General features: G+C 61.9%; 15 protein-coding genes and 1 pseudogene. 7 read left to right on the forward strand and 9 right to left on the reverse strand.

Annotation, left to right across the window (positions count from 1 at the left end):
- Window positions 1-165: 165 nt before the first annotated feature.
- The 5 genes from ACN8ZM_RS38155 to ACN8ZM_RS38175 form a co-directional block, all read right to left on the reverse strand.
- A protein-coding gene (locus tag ACN8ZM_RS38155) for an IS3 family transposase (protein ID WP_089454866.1) occupies window positions 166-1,733 on the reverse strand; the annotation gives its coding sequence in 2 pieces (ribosomal slippage) (window positions 166-1,295 and window positions 1,295-1,733; 1,569 coding nt in all).
- Between the two features lie 132 nt (window positions 1,734-1,865).
- Entirely contained in the window at window positions 1,866-3,182 is a 1,317-nt protein-coding gene (locus ACN8ZM_RS38160; protein WP_089454846.1) for an IS4 family transposase, read from the reverse strand.
- Between the two features lie 131 nt (window positions 3,183-3,313).
- Window positions 3,314-4,387, reverse strand: a complete 1,074-nt coding sequence (locus tag ACN8ZM_RS38165) for a DUF3443 family protein (protein ID WP_171030112.1) — start codon at window positions 4,385-4,387, stop codon at window positions 3,314-3,316.
- Window positions 4,388-4,584: 197 nt separating this feature from the next.
- Window positions 4,585-5,061: a DUF2844 domain-containing protein gene (locus ACN8ZM_RS38170; protein WP_025647455.1), complete on the reverse strand. Its 477-nt coding sequence runs from the start codon at window positions 5,059-5,061 to the stop codon at window positions 4,585-4,587.
- Between the two features lie 193 nt (window positions 5,062-5,254).
- Entirely contained in the window at window positions 5,255-6,505 is a 1,251-nt protein-coding gene (locus tag ACN8ZM_RS38175) for a tyrosine-type recombinase/integrase (RefSeq protein WP_025647454.1), read from the reverse strand.
- A gap of 186 nt (window positions 6,506-6,691) precedes the next feature.
- Here ACN8ZM_RS38175 and ACN8ZM_RS38180 point away from each other — a divergent pair, with 186 nt between their 5' ends.
- Together ACN8ZM_RS38180 and ACN8ZM_RS38185 are read left to right on the forward strand one after the other, a co-directional pair.
- Entirely contained in the window at window positions 6,692-7,492 is an 801-nt protein-coding gene (locus ACN8ZM_RS38180) for a hypothetical protein (RefSeq protein ID WP_137962630.1), read from the forward strand.
- A 237-nt stretch (window positions 7,493-7,729) separates the two neighbouring features.
- The gene (locus tag ACN8ZM_RS38185; RefSeq protein ID WP_089454849.1) at window positions 7,730-7,942 is read left to right on the forward strand and encodes a hypothetical protein; all 213 of its coding nucleotides are present in this window, start codon (window positions 7,730-7,732) and stop codon (window positions 7,940-7,942) included.
- A 6-nt stretch (window positions 7,943-7,948) separates the two neighbouring features.
- Here the strand turns inward: ACN8ZM_RS38185 and ACN8ZM_RS38190 are convergent, their stop codons facing one another.
- Window positions 7,949-10,915, reverse strand: coding sequence for a Tn3 family transposase (locus ACN8ZM_RS38190; RefSeq protein ID WP_420213342.1), 2,967 nt, complete (start codon window positions 10,913-10,915; stop codon window positions 7,949-7,951).
- Window positions 10,916-11,074: 159 nt separating this feature from the next.
- Here ACN8ZM_RS38190 and ACN8ZM_RS38195 point away from each other — a divergent pair, with 159 nt between their 5' ends.
- From ACN8ZM_RS38195 to ACN8ZM_RS38205, 3 genes are read left to right on the forward strand one after another with little or no spacing between them, the layout of a single operon-like run.
- Complete coding sequence (locus ACN8ZM_RS38195; protein ID WP_108400230.1) at window positions 11,075-11,365, forward strand: nucleotidyltransferase family protein; 291 nt, start codon at window positions 11,075-11,077, stop codon at window positions 11,363-11,365.
- Window positions 11,362-11,748: a DUF86 domain-containing protein gene (locus ACN8ZM_RS38200; RefSeq protein ID WP_108400229.1), complete on the forward strand. Its 387-nt coding sequence runs from the start codon at window positions 11,362-11,364 to the stop codon at window positions 11,746-11,748. Before ACN8ZM_RS38195 ends, ACN8ZM_RS38200 begins: the two co-directional genes overlap by 4 nt.
- A complete protein-coding gene (locus tag ACN8ZM_RS38205) occupies window positions 11,745-13,007 on the forward strand; it encodes a DUF418 domain-containing protein (RefSeq protein ID WP_006405209.1) in 1,263 nt (420 codons plus the stop codon). The genes ACN8ZM_RS38200 and ACN8ZM_RS38205 overlap by 4 nt, the downstream gene beginning before the upstream one ends.
- Here the strand turns inward: ACN8ZM_RS38205 and ACN8ZM_RS38210 are convergent.
- From ACN8ZM_RS38210 to ACN8ZM_RS38220, 3 genes and pseudogenes are all read right to left on the reverse strand, one after another.
- The gene (locus ACN8ZM_RS38210; RefSeq protein ID WP_112782037.1) at window positions 13,004-13,561 is read right to left on the reverse strand and encodes a recombinase family protein; all 558 of its coding nucleotides are present in this window, start codon (window positions 13,559-13,561) and stop codon (window positions 13,004-13,006) included. The genes ACN8ZM_RS38205 and ACN8ZM_RS38210 overlap by 4 nt on opposite strands.
- Window positions 13,555-13,926 carry a hypothetical protein gene (locus tag ACN8ZM_RS38215; RefSeq protein ID WP_112782038.1) on the reverse strand — a complete coding sequence of 124 codons (372 nt, stop codon included), beginning with the start codon at window positions 13,924-13,926 and terminating at the stop codon, window positions 13,555-13,557. The genes ACN8ZM_RS38210 and ACN8ZM_RS38215 overlap by 7 nt, the downstream gene beginning before the upstream one ends.
- Window positions 13,923-14,030 (reverse strand): annotated as a pseudogene (locus tag ACN8ZM_RS38220) (transposase); the annotation flags it as partial. The gene ACN8ZM_RS38215 and the pseudogene ACN8ZM_RS38220, both read right to left, overlap by 4 nt.
- A gap of 84 nt (window positions 14,031-14,114) precedes the next feature.
- On the opposite strand from ACN8ZM_RS38220, the gene ACN8ZM_RS38225 reads away from it, so the two are divergent.
- Together ACN8ZM_RS38225 and ACN8ZM_RS38230 are read left to right on the forward strand one after the other, a co-directional pair.
- Complete coding sequence (locus ACN8ZM_RS38225; RefSeq protein ID WP_000602738.1) at window positions 14,115-14,867, forward strand: IS6 family transposase; 753 nt, start codon at window positions 14,115-14,117, stop codon at window positions 14,865-14,867.
- The gene (locus tag ACN8ZM_RS38230) at window positions 14,809-16,731 is read left to right on the forward strand and encodes a hypothetical protein (RefSeq protein WP_420213343.1); all 1,923 of its coding nucleotides are present in this window, start codon (window positions 14,809-14,811) and stop codon (window positions 16,729-16,731) included. Before ACN8ZM_RS38225 ends, ACN8ZM_RS38230 begins: the two co-directional genes overlap by 59 nt.
- Window positions 16,732-16,733: the final 2 nt, after the last annotated feature.

Raw genomic sequence — 16,733 nt, forward strand, 5'->3', positions numbered from 1 at the left:
CGGACGAATCTTTGATTCGTCCGAACCCCAGGTCTTCAGGAAGAACCCCCGATTCTGCATCAGTAAGACGTAAAAAAACCGGCCCGAAGGCCTAATGCCGTTCAGTTAAGGTTTCTTTTGAGGACTCGAACGGTGCGGCGCGAGTCAAGCTAGTTGTCGTCTCGGTCATGCTGCCAATGGCTCTATATCGGTCGAGCGCGTATACGTTTTGACGATGCAGTCGCGCTCGGGGTTCAGTGTTACCGCGCCGATAGGCGTCCAGTTCCGGGTGGCGCCCGACCAGCGCCGCGGATTTCGTTCTCGCGCCTGGAGATATACCTCGTGACGGGCGGCAAGGATCGCGGCATCTTCACCCGCATGACGCTGGGCGGGACTGACGTAGCGGATGCCACTGTGCCGGTGATCATGGTTGTACCAATGCACGAAGTGCGAAGCCCAGCGGCGAGCCTCATCGAGGTTGGCAAAGCCCTTGTCGGGGAACTCGGGGCGGTACTTCGCCGTGCGGAACAGGCTTTCGACGTAGGCGTTGTCATCGCTCACGCGCGGGCGCGAGTACGAAGGCTTGACACCCAGCCAGTTCAACATCGCCAGGACAGTCGTGGCTTTGAGGGTCGAGCCATTGTCGCCGTGCAGCACCGGCCTGGTCGCCATGGCATGGATGCCTTCGGCCAGCGCCGTACGCTTGACCAGATGCGCCGCATGGTCGGCGTCGTCACTGTCGTGCACTTCGAAGCCCACGATCTTCCGGCTGTACACGTCCAGAATCAGGTACAAATAAAACCAGCGCCCCACGATCTCGGCAGGCAAGTACGTCATGTCCCAACACCACAGCTGGCGCGGTGCAGTGGCGATATGCGTGGTTGGCGGGCGGCTCTTGCGCGGTGCCTTGGCGCGGCCCCGGTGCTGGTTCTGCCCATGCTCGCGCAGTACGCGCTGGAAGCTCGATTCGCTGGCCAGATACACGCCTTCGTCGGCCAGCATCGGGACGATGCGCGCCGGGGGCATGTCGGCAAAGCGCGGCTCGTTGGCCACCTGCAGAATCTGCTCGCGCTCGGTGGGTGTCAGCGCGTGGGCCGGTGTCGGCCGCACCGCGCCGGGTCTGCCATCACCCGATACGAGCCCATGGTTGGCCTTCCAGCGCTGCAGGCTGCGCTCGTCGATGCCGGCGACCTCACAGGCCTGCGCCAGCCGCGCACCGGCCTGTTGAGCCGCTTCAATGTCCTGGGCCAGGGTCTGGCGATCTTCGAGCCCGATCATTCGTCCTCGCTTCTGTTCTTGTTGAAGATCGCCTCGACTTTTTTTGACAGCACCAGCAGCGCTGCCGTCTCAGCCAGCGCTTTGTCCTTGCGGCGCAGCTCGCGCTCGAGTTCCTTGATGCGCCGACGGTCTTCCTTGGTCTGCTGCGGGCTGGCGCGCTTCTCCGCGGGTTCGGCAAGCGCTTGCGTTGCGCTGTCACGCCATTGCTGTAGTTGCTGTGGATACACGCCGTGTTCGCGGCACCAGGCGCTGCGGGTGGCCTCGTCCATGGCTGCCGTGGTAATGACTGCCTCCAGCCGAGCCGCTGCCGTCCAGCTGCGTTCTCGCGCCGGCTTGGCCAGTTCCTCACCGCGCCAGCGTTCCAACGTATCTGTGCTCACCCCAATCTCCCGAGCCACCACCTCCAGCGGGGCGCTCTCCGGCGGCAGCAACCGCGCCACCGCTCTGTCCTTAAAACCTTGTCCGTATCGAGCCAACTTGTTCTCTCATCATCGCCCCCTTGTTGCGGAAATCGGTGGCAAGGGGGCCGTCGCCTTCGGCGACGGCAACCCACCACCATCTACGAAACTTGAATTCAGGAAAGATTCAAGTTTCTATCGGGGCGACAACTATTTTGCCGCGGGGGGGGTGTAACGAAACGGTCGCGATTTGACGGCCCGAGCGCAACTGCGCCCGGGCCGTTTCTCATTGGGAAGCTGTTTGAGCCGCTCGCGCAGGCGCTTGAGCAGCGCGGGCAGTTTGCCGTACGAGCGCGTCACGGCTGCCCATGTCATTTCGTACTGAATGGTGTGGAACGCGCGGATGAAGCTCAGCTCATCGGGGGCGTGTCCGGCCGCCAGCGCGGCTTTGGCCATCTCCAGACGTATCAGGTTATAGGCGATCAGTGCGCCCCAGAATTCCTGATAGACGCCTTCCACGGTCTGGCTGCGAAGCGTCAGCTCCATGCCCAGCATCGACTGCTTGAACTCGTGGTAGCTGGTCTCGATCTGCCAGCGACGCTCGTAGCACGCCACAATGTCGGCAGCCTTGAAACGTCTTCGATCAGTCAGGGACGTCAGCAGTGTGCGTTTGCGCCCACTTGCATCCACGGCGAGCACAGCGCGCGCTTGCCAGGATTCGGGCAGATCCGGGCACTTCGCGCGGGCCTGCGGTGAGACGCGCATACGCACGATCTGGTCACCGTCGCCCCCGCTCACGACCTCGCACCGCAGATTGGATTTGGCCGGAATGATGTAATGCCGGTTCTCGCCGTGCGAGACCAGATTGCACAGGAGTTGGGCCGACATGAACCCCCGGTCGAAGACGGTGATGGAATTGGCCGGCACACGAGCAATGAGCTCGCGCGCCGAGACCATTTCGTTGATGTCGTAAGGCCCGAACACAGCATCGCGCACCAGATGCGTGGCAAGCGCGGTGAGCGTAACCGCGCGCAGTTGCGGATAGCTGCCTATGCGGCCATGAGCGGCAGCAGAGGCGCCGAAATGCCTGCGATTGGCGGCACTGTCGGCGGTGCGCAGCGTGGTGCCATCCATCGCGAACAGCGAGAATCCCTTGAAGAGATAGTGGTCCTGATCCTGCGCAATCCAGTTTCTGGCTGATTCGTGAAACAGCCACGCCAGTGGCGCCGCGCCGACGCGCTGCCGTGCCTGGGTGATGGCGCTCTTACTGACAAACGACGCGTCGGCCACAGGTAACGCAAGGTCCAGTTCATCGACGACCTCGCTGATCGACTGGTGCCGGTACAGCGCGAGCGCGATCACAAGCCATACGACCTGCTGCGCGGGGAGCCGACGCCGACGAACGCTGGCACTGCCATTCGCCTGCACTGCAGACTCGATCCATTCGTACGGCAGATGCTGGCCCAGCCGTCCCCATTCGAGAGGTGGCTGTGAGTCGACAAGAAGGCGCAGATCATCAACCAGCATGGCGATGCAAGTTAACACCGCCACGCCCGGTTTACAACTACTTTGAGCAGCCAACAAAAAATGCCGTTCAGTCGCTTAACTGAACGGCATTAGGCCCGAAGGCCGGTTTTCAGGGAAGGGAAGGGCGTTGATCAGAAAGCGAAGAACGGCCCAGTTCCTCCCGAATTTGTCGTGCCCGCGATCGCCGTATAGATCGACCGTCCGTAGAAGAAGGGGAGTCCCCAATCGAACAAGTTCGCCGAGCCGCCTTGAGCCGCGAAATCGTTCATCGCGTACGCACCATTGCCCACCATCGTGTTCGCGTTACCCACGTCGAAATTGAGCGAGACGTTGTTCCCGTTCAATCCCTGCATCACTGCGGAGAGACTCATGGTCGACGCCGGGCAGTAGAAGGTACTCCCGGAACAGGTGGTGATCGAGTCATTGAAGAAGAGGCCATTCGATCCGCTGTCGAGGAAGGATTCCGGGAATGTGTTGCCGTTGAACGACGTGGTCAGGTCATAGTTGTTGTTCAGCGTGTAGACCTTCGCGGATCCCAGCGCATTATTGGCTTGGGTGTCGATGCCGAAAGTGAGCGTCCCGGAAACACTCGATACCCCGGTCGACGGAACGCTCGGCAGCGTCAACACGACTCCGTTGTTGTCGTGCGCAAACATGCTCACCGGATTCGTCACCTGGTTTGCCAAAGGGACTGTCGTGCCAGGGCACGTCGTCGCATTAGCGGGACAGCCAAAATACCACCCCGGCGAAGTCGTCGCCACGCAGCTCGCACCACAATCAGCTGCGTTTAAACCGACGCCGAGAACTCCGTTCGCGCCCAAAGCAGAGGGGCTGTTCAAGTCCGTCACGCCGGTAGGAATGCAGTTGTTCGTGGCCGAGCCGCTGACAGCCGGATCCGCAATCAGCTGGATCGGGGCCTTTGACGCCACTTCACCTGCGAGCTTGATGTCCGCTTGCGCGACGGTGCCCCATGCCGTGCCTGAACCGAAGGTCGTGCATTCGGTCAGGGTGCCGCCAACCGTTGCCGAGACCTTCTGGAGCGGAAGCGTGATCTGCGAGTTGAACAGTCGCAGACCAAAGGAGCCGGTGTCGACAAGAACGTTATTGATGGTCTGGCAATTAGATGTGCCCGGCACACAGATCGTGACCGACGTGTAGAGCACATTTTGCGCGTTCCACGCGTTTGGGCCGACTGTTACGGACATCTGGTTTGCGACCGGAGTAGGCGGAGCTCCCGTCGACGGTGTCCCCGCGGTCGGCGACGTCGAGGTATTTGACGGCGGACTTTGCGTGCTCGGGGCAGGGGAGCTAGAACCTCCGCCGCCCCCGCCGCAGGCTGTCATCAGAGCGAACAGGCACGAGGCCGCCGTGATCATCACGATTTTGCGCATTGTCGAGTCCTTTATCGAATGTCCGAGCTTGTGACGCCGCTGGGAAATGCACTCGGGATATAGGCACGGCCGGCATAGAAACCCATGTGGCCGCCCGACTGAAACACGAAATCCCCGGACGAGACTGAGACCGGTCCGATGCCACCGTGCGCCTCGCGAAACGCCTTGACGTCTGCGCTGGCCTGATCCGCATACACGCCCAGCAGCTGCCGGACGTTCGGCGCAGACGGGCCGCTCCAGCTCACTGCGAAGACCTTTCCGCCGGCGACGTATTCCCGCACGACCGTCGTACTTGGCAACACCATCTCGCTGACCGTGTAGCCCACGCCAGCTGTTGCTTGGAGATTCACGGCCTGGTGGTTCGCGACCAGACGAACTTGATCATCCGATACGGTGGGGGCGCTGCCCCCGAGTGAAGCGTAGGCAAGCGTACTGATCAAGCAACACGCCGTAGTTGCAAGCGCCAGCAATCTCATCTTCATCGTCATCTTCCCCGACACGTTTATGGAAACAACCAGGGGTCACGGTCATCAAGGCCCGTAACTTCCTGGTGGGAAGTATAAAAGGAGGCGGGTCCAAAAACGAGGGATGTCGGATTCCCGTCATGTTCCGGGAAATATGGAAGGGGGGAAGCGGGGTGAAGTTTCCGGTGGGAAGTGATTTCCCACCGGGTGATCGACCTTATCGATCCAACAGCAACTTCTCGGTGTCGAGAGCCCGGGACGTTTCCTCGTCGTCGATGTACACGAGACTGGTATTCACGTCGGCGTGGCCAAGGTTTCGGGCGATCGTCATTAGATCGGCGCCGGCCGACACGAGGCTCTTGGCAAAACTGTGGCGCAGCCAGTGCGTGGAGGCGCGTTCGAGCTTGTCCGCTTCGACCGGGTCGCGAGCATCCCACCAAGCCAGCGCCTCACGGAAAATCGCCTTCACTAGCCGGTACAGCGAGGAGCGGTCCGTGACGCCGTCAATGGTCCCGAGATCACGCCTCAAGCCGCGAAGCCCTCTTTCACTGACCTGCCTGCTGACCTCGGGCGTCCGACGCCGGGCGCCAAGGATGAGAGGGGTCGTTTCTCCTGGGATGGGCAGTGAGGAGAGGCCATAGGCGACACGATAATCCTGAAGGCTACCCATGATGGCCGCGCACGAGACCGTCCGTGCATGGCCGCCTTTCCCGGATTCCACCTCGATTACCCAGACGCCCTCCGGATAGTCGGGGTTCTTCGCCCGCTGCGCGGGGGTGAAGCGCGCGTACTGGATTGATCCCATCGTTGCATTGATCGCCTCGGACGTGCGCAAGCCGGTCTTGGTGAACAGGTCAACAATGAACAGATCGCGGGCCCGCTTGGCCCGTTCGCGGTCGGTGCGACATTCCCGGCCGACGACCGCGTCCCGGGCAAGCTCGATGCCATCCTGCCCAACGAACCGTTTCTGTTTCTTGGCGCGCTGGCGCTTCTTTCCCGCCAGCCCATAGCCGGCGAAGGGATCGGCACGAAGGTACTGCACGGCGACGAGCCATTTGAACAGGCTGCCGGCGATGACCTGGCTCTGGCGCGCAGATGCCGTGCTCAGCGCCTTGCGGAAAGGCGTCCAGCGCGGATCGCCGCGCGGCACGCGCTCCGCGCAGATCGCAGCCTCGTCCGGAGCCTTCAGGAACGCGAGGTAGTCACCGGCTTCCTCGAGCGTCCATTCCGAGATCGGCGTGTCGATCCATCGCGCATACCAGAAGAGCCGCCGGGCCTCGACCACATACTGGGCGAGCGTCGTATCTGCCAGTCGGCCGTCACCGGCTTCCTTTGTCTTCAGCCACTGGATCACGACTTCCTGCTCGGTAAGTCCTGTCGGCAGGATCGGGCTGGTCGCCCGGTTCGGTGGCGCCGAGCTGGGTAGATGCTCGACCACGTAGGCTTCGATCGCAAGTTCGTTGGGCATGGTTCTTTTTTGCTTTGGCCAGCAGTAGAGAGTAGAGTTTTTGGTTTAAGGCAGTTTCGTACAAAACGCACCATTATACAAATAATGATGCAACGTAGCGGAAATGGGTAGTTAAAACTACGATTTTATTTACTCTATCCGAGCTCGCGCCTATACTGGTTCCGTCCAAAGTTTCCCGAGGATTCCGTGGCTCGACCTCGAATCTCCTTCACCGACGCCCAGATGCGCGGGATGATTCCCGCGGCCGAAGCTGCCGATCGGAACGCGGCGCCCGGTGATAACGGCCGGTTTCTCGACGAATTCATCGTCGGTGTCGCGCGTTGTACCGGTCGAATTTACGGACAATCGACCTATGAACGGCTGCTCGAAGCCTTCCTGATCCGTCGGCGCCCGTCGGCGCAAACCTGGAGCAAGGCTATCCACCGAGCGCACGCGTCTGGCATCGCCCTGACCGCACCAACGCCCGAACCCACGACCGCGCTGACTCTGCGCGTCGACCAGCAGTTTTTGGTGCCAGCTGTCGCCACTCCGGCACCGCAGATCGCCATTAGCCAGCAAATTCCCAATGACGAACTTCTCGAGCTGAAAGCCCGGGTGCAGGTGGCCGAATCTGCGCTTCGAGACGCTTACGCCAGAATCTCCGGATTGGAAGCGCAGCGAGCCTCGCTACTCGACCGAGCCACGACCGCGGAAGCTGCAGCTAGGGTTGCTGGCGAGCAGATCGAGAACGAACGTACCGAGCACGCTGCGCAGACCCAGGCGTTGGCTGATCAACTTGGCGAGCTAAGCGCCTCTGTCACCCGCCTTTCGGGACTCGAGCGGCATCTTCTGCTCCAGACTGATGCGCTACGTCAGGATCTCAGCCAGCAGCGAGATCTGTATAGGGCCCGGGCCGAGGCTGCGGAAAAAGCTCTCGCAGCCGAAAGGACGCAGTCCGATGCGATGCGCCGGATACTGGGAAATCGGACACTGTCTCAGCAGAGCTAGCGCGTTTGGACCGACGTGGCACTCTGGAATCGACTATTTCCCCTTCAGAACGTGGGCAGCGCTGACGTTAACAGACTGGGTATTTTTCACACCTTGGCGCCCAAGTAAGCCTCACAAGGGGGCTTGAACTGGGTGCGAGTCGTGTCAGACTGGGTTTTAGTTCGTGATGGGAAGTTCCGAATTTCCCGAAATTGCCCCTCCCCTTGCTGGGTGGTCGATCAATAACTGAGTTCATAAATGACGCTGAGCGTTGAACACATCAAGGCGGAATTGCTCCCGCAGCTCTTCGCCAATTCGGTCGCGATCGCGGAATACGGCAATACCGCCGGCGGTGCCGCTGCAATCAACGAGATATCCGACCTGATGGAAAGCGGCTCAGTCGGGAAGCTCGCTGAGCGAATCGCCCAGATTGTCGGGAAACTAGGGGTCGTCTCAGAAAACGGAAAATAAAGCACGCTAAGCCGGTTGCAGCGGCCGTAGCGGCCTGAACTTGCCCGCGCCGATCTTGGCGCTGCTGCGCCAGAGGTAATCGCCGGTCAGGTTGATGTGCTCCCAGCCGAGCGGCGACAGGTACTGCAACAGGCCGTCATCGACGGCTTGACCGTGGCCACGCAAGGCGTTCGCGGCCCGCTCCAGATAGACCGTGTTCCATAGCACGATGGCCGCCGTCACCAGGTTGAGGCCGCTGGCCCGGTAGCGCTGCTGCTCGAAGCTGCGGTCGCGGATTTCCCCCAGGCGGTTGAAGAACACGGCGCGGGCCAGCGCGTTGCGCGCCTCGCCTTTGTTCAGCCCGGCATGCACGCGGCGGCGCAGCTCGACGCTTTGCAGCCAGTCCAGGATGAACAGTGTGCGCTCGATGCGTCCCAGCTCACGCAGGGCGACGGCCAGGCCGTTCTGGCGCGGGTAGCTGCCAAGCTTCCTGAGCATCAGCGAGGCCGTCGCCGTGCCCTGCTTGATCGAGGTGGCCATCCGCAGGATTTCATCCCAATGGGCGCGGACGTGCTTGATGTTGAGCGTGCCGCCGATCATCGGTTTCAACGCCTCGTAGGTGGCATCGCCCTTCGGGATGTAGAGCTTGGTGTCGCCCAGGTCACGAATGCGCGGGGCGAAGCGGAAGCCCAGCAGGTGCATCAACGCGAAGACGTGGTCCGTGAACCCTGCCGTGTCGGTGTAGTGCTCCTCGATCCGCAGGTCGGATTCGTGATACAGCAGGCCGTCGAGCACGTAGGTCGAGTCGCGCACGCCGACGTTCACGACCTTGGTGTGGAACGGCGCGTACTGGTCGGAGATATGGGTGTAGAACGTCCGCCCTGGGCTGCTGCCGTATTTCGGATTGATGTGGCCGGTGCTCTCGGCCTTGCTGCCGGTGCGGAAGTTCTGGCCGTCCGACGATGACGTGGTGCCGTCGCCCCAATGCTCGGCGAAGGGATGTCGGAACTGCGCGTTGACCAGCTCGGCCAGTGCCGCCCCGTAGGTTTCGTCGCGGATGTGCCAGGCTTGCAGCCAGGCCAGCTTGGCGTAGGTCGTGCCGGGGCACGATTCCGCCATCTTGGTCAGGCCCAGGTTGATCGCGTCGGCGAGGATCGTGGTCAGCAACAGGTTTTTGTCCTTGGCCAGGTCGCCTGACTTCAGGTGGGCGAAGTGCCGGGTGAAGCCCGTCCATTCGTCTACCTCCAGCAGCAATTCGGTGATCTTGACGTGCGGTAGGATCATCGCCGTCTGGTCGATCAGGGCCTGTGCGGTATCGGGCACCGCCGCATCGAGCGGCGTGATCTTCAGGCCCGACTCCGTGATGATGGCGTCCGGCAGCTCGTTGGCCAGCGCCATGCGGTTGACGGTGGCGAGCTGCGTTTCCAGCAGCGTCAGCCGGTCATGCAGGTACTGGTCGCAATCGGTGGCCACGGCCAGCGGCAATTCGCTGGCCTGCTTGAGGCTGGCGAATTTCGCGGGCGGCACCAGGTAGTCCTCGAAGTCCTTGAACTGGCGCGAACCCTGCACCCAAATGTCGCCCGAGCGAAGGGAGTTCTTGAGTTCCGACAGGGCGCACAGTTCGTAGTAGCGTCTGTCGATACCAGCGTCGGTCATCACCAGTTTCTGCCAGCGCGGCTTGATGAAGTCGGTCGGGGCATCGGTTGGCACCTTGCGGGCGTTGTCGGTGTTCATACCGCGCAGCACCTCGATGGCATCAAGCACACCCTTGGCGGCGGGCGCGGCCCGCAGCTTGAGCACGGCAAGGAATTCCGGCGCGTAGCGGCGCAAGGTGGCGTAACTCTCGCCGATGCGATGCAGGAAGTCGAAGTCATCGGGCTGCGCGAGCTTTTGCGCCTCGGTGACGCTCTCGGCGAAAGCGTCCCAGGACATGACGGCCTCAATGGCCGCGAACGGGTCGCGGCCTGACTGTTTGGCGTCGATCAGCGCCTGACCGATGCGCCCGTACAGTCGCACCTTGGCGTTGATGGCTTTACCAGAAGCCTGGAACTGCTGCTGATGCTTGTTCTTGGCGGCGTTGAACAGCTTCCCCAGGATGCGGTCGTGCAAGTCGATGATTTCGTCGGTGACGGTGGCCATGCCTTCGATGGCCAGCGCCACGAGGGTGGCGTAGCGCCGCCGCGGCTCGAACTTGGCCAGGTCGGCGGGCGTCATCTGGCCGCCCTCGCGGGCGATCTTGAGCAGCCGGTTCTGGTGCACCGACCGTTCGATGCCGGAAGGCAGATCGAGCGCCTGCCACGCCTTGAGGCGTTCGATGTGTTCCAGCATGTGCCGCGAGTTCGGCTTGACCGGCGACTGGCGCAGCCAGGCCAGCCAGGTCGTTTTGCCGTTGTCCCGGCGCTTGAGCAAATCGTCGAGGCGGCGGCGATGCGCGTCCGATAGCGGTTCGGCCAAGGCGTCGTAGATGCGCCGGTTGGCGCGGGTGATCGCCTCGGCACAGATACGTTCGATGACACCAGGGGTTGGAAGGAGCACGCTCTTGCGGCGCAAGCTGTCCACCAAGGTTGTGGCCAACACAATGCCCTTGTCCGTCTGCCATGCCAGTTCATCAAGGCTGTACACGCTGGGGCGATAGTGCCGCGTTGTGAACGGCTGGAAGCCAAAGACTGATTGCAATTCCAGCAGGTGCTCACGGCGAGTCTCAGCCCTCTGGCCATAATCCGCCCAGGCTTCGAGTGGCACCTTCAATTGCGTGGCCACCAGACGCAGCAACGGCGCGAACGGCTCCTCGTCCAGCGCGAGCATCACACCGGGATAGCGCATGTAGCAGAGCTGCACAGCGAAACCCAACCGGTTGGCGGGTCCGCGCCTCTGTCGGATGATGGACAGGTCGGTGTCGCTGAGCGTGTAGTGACGGATCAACTCATCCTTGGTGTCCGGCAATGCCAGCAGGCTGTCGCGCTCGGCGGCGGAGAGGATCGAACGGCGGGGCATGCGATTTCCTTCTTCTTGAAAACGTTGGTTTGTGAAAAGCCCGCCAAGGCAACCGGCGCGGCACGGGAAATCAGGGCATTGCGATTCTCGAAAATAGTTCTTGAAATTTTATTCTTGATTGCATATCATCTCAACGAGTTTCGATAAAAAAGGATGCCCATGCGACCGTCTGTTGTGCTTGACATGAAGCGAAGCGCGGTGCGTGAAGCGGTAGGCCGCTTCCGCACCGCGAACCCGCGCGTCTTCGGTTCGGTACTGCATGGCACCGACCGGGACGGCAGCGACCTCGACCTGTTGGTCGACGCACTGCCTGGTGCCACGTTGTTGGACTTGGGCGATTTGGAAGAAGAACTGAAATCGATGCTCGGCGTTGACGTCGATTTGCTGACCCCCGGCGACCTGCCGCCGAAGTTCCGGGCCAAGGTGCTCGCGGAGGCACAGCCGGTATGAACGAAAACCGCCTGCCCGATTACCTCGATCACATCCAGCAAGCCGCAACCGATGCGCGCAGCTTCGTGGAAGGAATGGCCAAGGATGACTTCCTAGCCGACAAGCGCACCCAGCAGGCCGTCATCATGAGCCTGATCGTCATCGGCGAGGCAGCTACAAAGGTGATGGACGGCTACGCCGAGTTCACCCAGGCGCATGCCGACGTGCCGTGGCGCAGCATGCGCAATATGCGCAATCGCATGGCCCACGGCTATTTCGACATCAACCTCGATGTTGTGTGGGAGACGGTACAGGAATGGCTGCCGGCGTTGCTCCAGCAATTGCCCGCCGTGCGCCAGGATGCCGACGATGAAGATCGCAACGACTATGGGATGGAACCATGACCAATGACAGCAAGCTACCGATGTTCGGCGCCTCGACCGCGGCTCCGGGCGCGGTCCGCCATCCGTTGCCCGATCAGCTGCGCGGATTAGCCCTGCTGGGGATCGTGCTGGTGAACATGCCGTTCCTGGCGATCAGCGGGACCGGTGGTTTCCTTCCGTCGTCGACGTCGACCTGGTACGACCAGGCGACCGCGTTCGCGGTGGTCGCGTTCGCGCAGGGCAAGTTCTATCTGCTGTTCTCGTTCCTGTTCGGCTACTCGCTGACCTTGTTGCTGCGCCGCCGCACCGGTGACGGGTTGCGCCGCTACCGGCGCCGCCTGGTCGGGCTCGCCGTGCTCGGCGTGGCGCACGCGGTGTTCTTCTTCATCGCCGACATCCTGTTCAGCTACGCCCTGCTCGGCGTCGGGTTGCTGTTCTTCGTCGCCCGCAGCAACCGGGCCGCGCTGTGGGCGGCGGCGGCGGCGTTCACGGCCGGGATCCTGCTGCTGGTCGATCTGGTGCTGTCCTCACGGGGCACCCCACAGAACGGGCTGGTCGGCAGCGACCCGGCCATCCTCGACGCCGCGCTGCGCGGCAGTTTCCTCGACGCCGCCGTCGGCCGGGTCGAGGTGCTGCCCGAGATGTTCATCGCGTTCGGCGTGCTCAACTGGTTCCCCGCGTTCGCGATGTTCCTGCTCGGCCTGGTCGCCGGCCGCCTCGGGATCCTCGCGAACCCGGCCGACCACACCCGGCTGTGGAAGGGCCTGCTCGTTCTCGCCGCGACGATCGGGCTACCCGGTGGGATCGCCGCCGGATGGCTCGCCCACGGCCCCGGCCCCAGCAGCCCGCTGCGCGACGTGCTGTCTGTGGCCATCGGGTTCGGCAGCGCCCCCGCGCTCACCGCCGGCTACGTCGCGGTGATCGCCCTGGCCACCCGCAGCCGGGTCCTGCGGCTGGTGGAGCCGGCCGGGCGGATGTCGCTGACCGGCTACCTGGGTGAGTCCATCCTGCTCACCGCGATCTTCTGCGGTTGGGGTCTGGGCCTGCTGGGGCAGCTCGGCGCCTTCCACGCCGCCCTGGTCGCCCTTGGGGTGTGGCTCGCCCTGGACGTGTTCGCTCACCTGTGGCTGCGCCGCTACACCTACGGCCCGTTCGAGTGGGTCCTGCGCTGCTGGTCCTACGCCACAATCGTGCCGCTGCGCGCGGTACGCACCGACCAGCCCACCTCGGCCCCGGCGGAGCAGGGGCCGTCTCAGAAAACGGATCGCAAAGTACGCTAAGCCTGCGCTGAGGCTGGCACCCAGCGGTACAGCGTCGGAATGGACACGCCGAGGTTCTTGGCCACGTCCTTGGGCGGCACACCGCTGGCCAGCAGCTTCTTGGCCGACTCGATCTTGCTGTCGGTCATCTTGGGCTTGCGGCCACCTTTGCGTCCGAGCTGCTTGGCGACTTCCAGCCCAGCGCGAGTGCGCTCGACGGTCAACTCACGCTCCATCTCGGCCAGGCTCGCCATGACGTGGAAGAAGAACCGCCCGGACGGCGTGCCGGTATCGATGGAATCGGTCAGGCTCCTGAACTGGACGCCTTGCTTGTGCAACTCGCCGACCAGATCGACCAGTTGCTTGACCGATCGGCCCAACCGGTCGAGCTTCCAGACGACCAGAGTGTCGCCCTCGCGCAGCATTTCGAGCGTCTTGGCCAAGCCGGGCCGGTCTGCCCGCGTGCCGCTCACCTTGTCCTCGAAGACCTTCTTGCATCCGGCCTTGGTCAAGGCTTCGCGTTGCAGTTCTAGGTTCTGATCCTGCGTCGAGACGCGCGCATAGCCGATCAACATGGCTTGTCTCGCGCCCGGTCGATGCGTTCCTGCATCGCCTGCATGACTTCTTCGTGGGTGTACAGCTTGGCGTTGGGGTCGTTGGCTTCCCGCAGGGCTTCCTCGACCTCGCGGGTCATGCGCTCGTAACCCTCCGGCCATAGCGCTTGCTCCATGCGCAGCGACGCCTGACCCAGCAAGTGCAGCAGGCCGAACAGCCGCATGTCGTTGGTGGCAACGATGTGCTTCCGAATCCGCTCCTGGATTGCCTCACTGGCCCGGTGGACCGCAGGTGTTGCCGTGCCTTCGTAGTCGGCTGGAAACTCCGCTTCCTCGACGATCCGCGCCCAAGCGTTGGCCAGCGCCTCGATGCTCGACGTGCTCATTTACGGCGCTCCTGTGCTCTTTGGCGGATCAACCGGCCAAGAGGCCACGAAGCGAAGACCAGTAACATCACGCCTATCGGATACCAAGTCGAGAAGACCTCCAAGGGCCTTGTCGCAAATTCTTCAGGTTAACTCGATGTTGACCATGGGGAGAGAAGTTGCCGCTCCTGATATTGCGGAGCGAGCCGATGATTTTGAATACCATTGCCGAAAAGCTGAAGCGCCAGTCGAAGGATGATTTCAAGGGCAGGCATTTCGAGGCCTGGCTGATTGTACAGGCGGTTGCCTGGTACTTGCGCTACCCGCTCAGCTATCGTGACTTGGAAGAGATGTTTCGCGAGCGGGGCTTCGAGGTCGATCATAGCACGATCAACCGCTGGGTATTGGCTTATGCACCTGTCATCGAGAAACGGCTGCGGCAGTTTCGTCGACCCCATTGCGGCTCGGTCCGGATTGATGAGACCTATGTCAAGATCCGCGGCAAATGGCGCTATCTGTACCGAGCCATCGATAAGCATGGCAATCCGGTGGATTTCCTGCTGACCGCTAAGCGCGATCTCGACGCTGCCAAGCGGTTCTTCCGAAAGATGCTTAAAGATGAACCCTTGTTGTCGCCGAACAGGATTGGGACGGACGGGGCCAACACCTTCCCGTCAACGATCAAAACGTCGGTTGATGATGGGCTTCTCCATCCCGATCCCGTGCATTATGTGACCAAACATCTCCAGCAGGGGATTGAGAGCGACCATTTCCGGGTGAAGAAGAACATGCCGAAGATCGGCGGTTTCCAATCCTTTAACACGGCGCGGCGAACCATCGCGGGTTTCGAGGCGATGCTGTGGCTGCGGAAGGGCTTTGGCTTTTCAGGCGGCTGGACCGTCAATGACCAGAATGATTTGCTTGCGCGCCTCTTCGGACTGCAAAAGGTTAACAAAGCATGAAAATACCGGCCTTGGCTGGGTGATAGCTGCCTCCAGAAGTGTTTGCGACACGCCCGTCAAATCCCTTGTTCTCGACAAACGCTCCGAAATCGGGGCGCTGAGCCATGAGGAATTGGATTTCAAGGCCGATCGGGATGAGAACGGCAACCCGATGCTGTCAGAGGGGCAGCGCATTATGTTGCGCGCCGGCCTGACCAAGCTCCGGAAGCTGGAAGCCGATTTTGCCGCCCTCGATCCGGACAAGCATCCGAAAATGCTGGTGGTCTGCGAAGACACCACGGTTACGCCGCTCGTCGCTGATTTCATGCAGCTCGAAGGGCTGGCCGATGACGAGGTTTTGCGCGTCGATTCCAACCGCAAGGGCGAGCTGAAGCCCGACGAATGGAAGGTGCTGCGCGAACGCCTGTTCGACGTGGACCGTCACAAATCCCCGCGCGTCATAGTGAGCGTGCTCATGCTGCGCGAAGGCTTCGACGTGAATAACATCTGCGTCATTGTCCCGCTGCGCGCATCGAGCGCCGGCATCTTGCTGGAACAGACGATCGGGCGCGGCTTGCGTCTGATGTGGCGCGGCAATGAATACGACGACATAAAGCGGGAGAACCGCCAGCTCATTCGCGGCGGAAAGACACCCTCCAACATGATCGACATTCTTTCGATCGTGGAGCATCCGGCGTTCCAGGGCTTCTATGACGAGCTGATTCAGGAAGGCTTGGCGGCTGAAGCAGATGACAACGACGACGAGGCGAATGGCAGCTCGACCGGCGACCTGATCTCGGTTGGCCTCCGGCCGGGCTTCGAGGAATACGATTTCGCCATACCCTTCATCCTGCGGGAACAGGTCGAGGCGCTGGAAGATACCCATATCGACCCTTCGAGCCTCGCGCCGTTCGGATCGTTTTCGCTCCAACAACTCAAGGGGCAGATCGGCCAGGGCGAGAAGTTCCATTCCGAAGACGTGCAGGCGAAAACGCGCTTTGGCGACTATCGCGTGCATGGCGGCGTGATGACCGCGACGGGATATAATGACTACCTGGCCCGGATCACGCGCCGGATCACGGAAGCCGTCACCCTGACGGATACCACAAACAGCTCGAAGGCTTTCGCCAACGCCAGCAAGTTCCCCTACATCCAGATAAACCGGGCCGAGATGGCCGAGGGCATCGACACCTTCATTCGTCGGCACCTGTTCGGCCAGGAGCTGGACCCTCTCACGGATGAGAACTGGCGCGTCCTGCTGATCGACCCGGTGACGGAGCACATTATCAAGGTGTGGGCGCGCGCCATTCTCGAAGCGGAAGACAGCGTGATTGTCGCCAATGCCGAGGTCGCGCATCGGCGTCTTTCGGAAGTGCCCAAGCTCGCCATGCGGGAAGGATCATCGCTGGCCGTCGAGAAAGCTATCTATCTGCGCCTTCCCTATCCCTCGCGGAACGGCGGCCTTGAACTGGCATTTATGGAAACCTGCGAGCGTGACGCCAGCGTTGAAGCCTTCTGCAAGATCAACGAGCAGAAACACACCTTCGCGCGCCTGCGATACATCAAGGAAGATGGGCTTCCGGCGTTCTATTCGCCGGATTTCTTCGTGAGAGCAGGCGGAGCGATTTATCTGGTGGAAACAAAGGCACAAGGCCAGCTCACCAGCCCGAACGTGCTGCGCAAGCGCAAGGCCGCCGTTTCATGGTGCGACCGGATCAACGCCCTTCCTCCGGAACAGCGTAGCGATTCCGAATGGCACTATGTCCTTCTCGGGGAAGACACCTTCTATGGCTGGCGGGACAAGGGCGGCTCGATCGCTGATCTTCTTGCCTATGCCCGGCTGCGCCCTGTCGAAGACAAAGGCCAGGCCAAGTTCGCCTTCTGAAC

The organism is Burkholderia aenigmatica, assembly GCF_048627025.1.
GTDB classification, from domain to species: Bacteria; Pseudomonadota; Gammaproteobacteria; order Burkholderiales; family Burkholderiaceae; genus Burkholderia; species Burkholderia aenigmatica.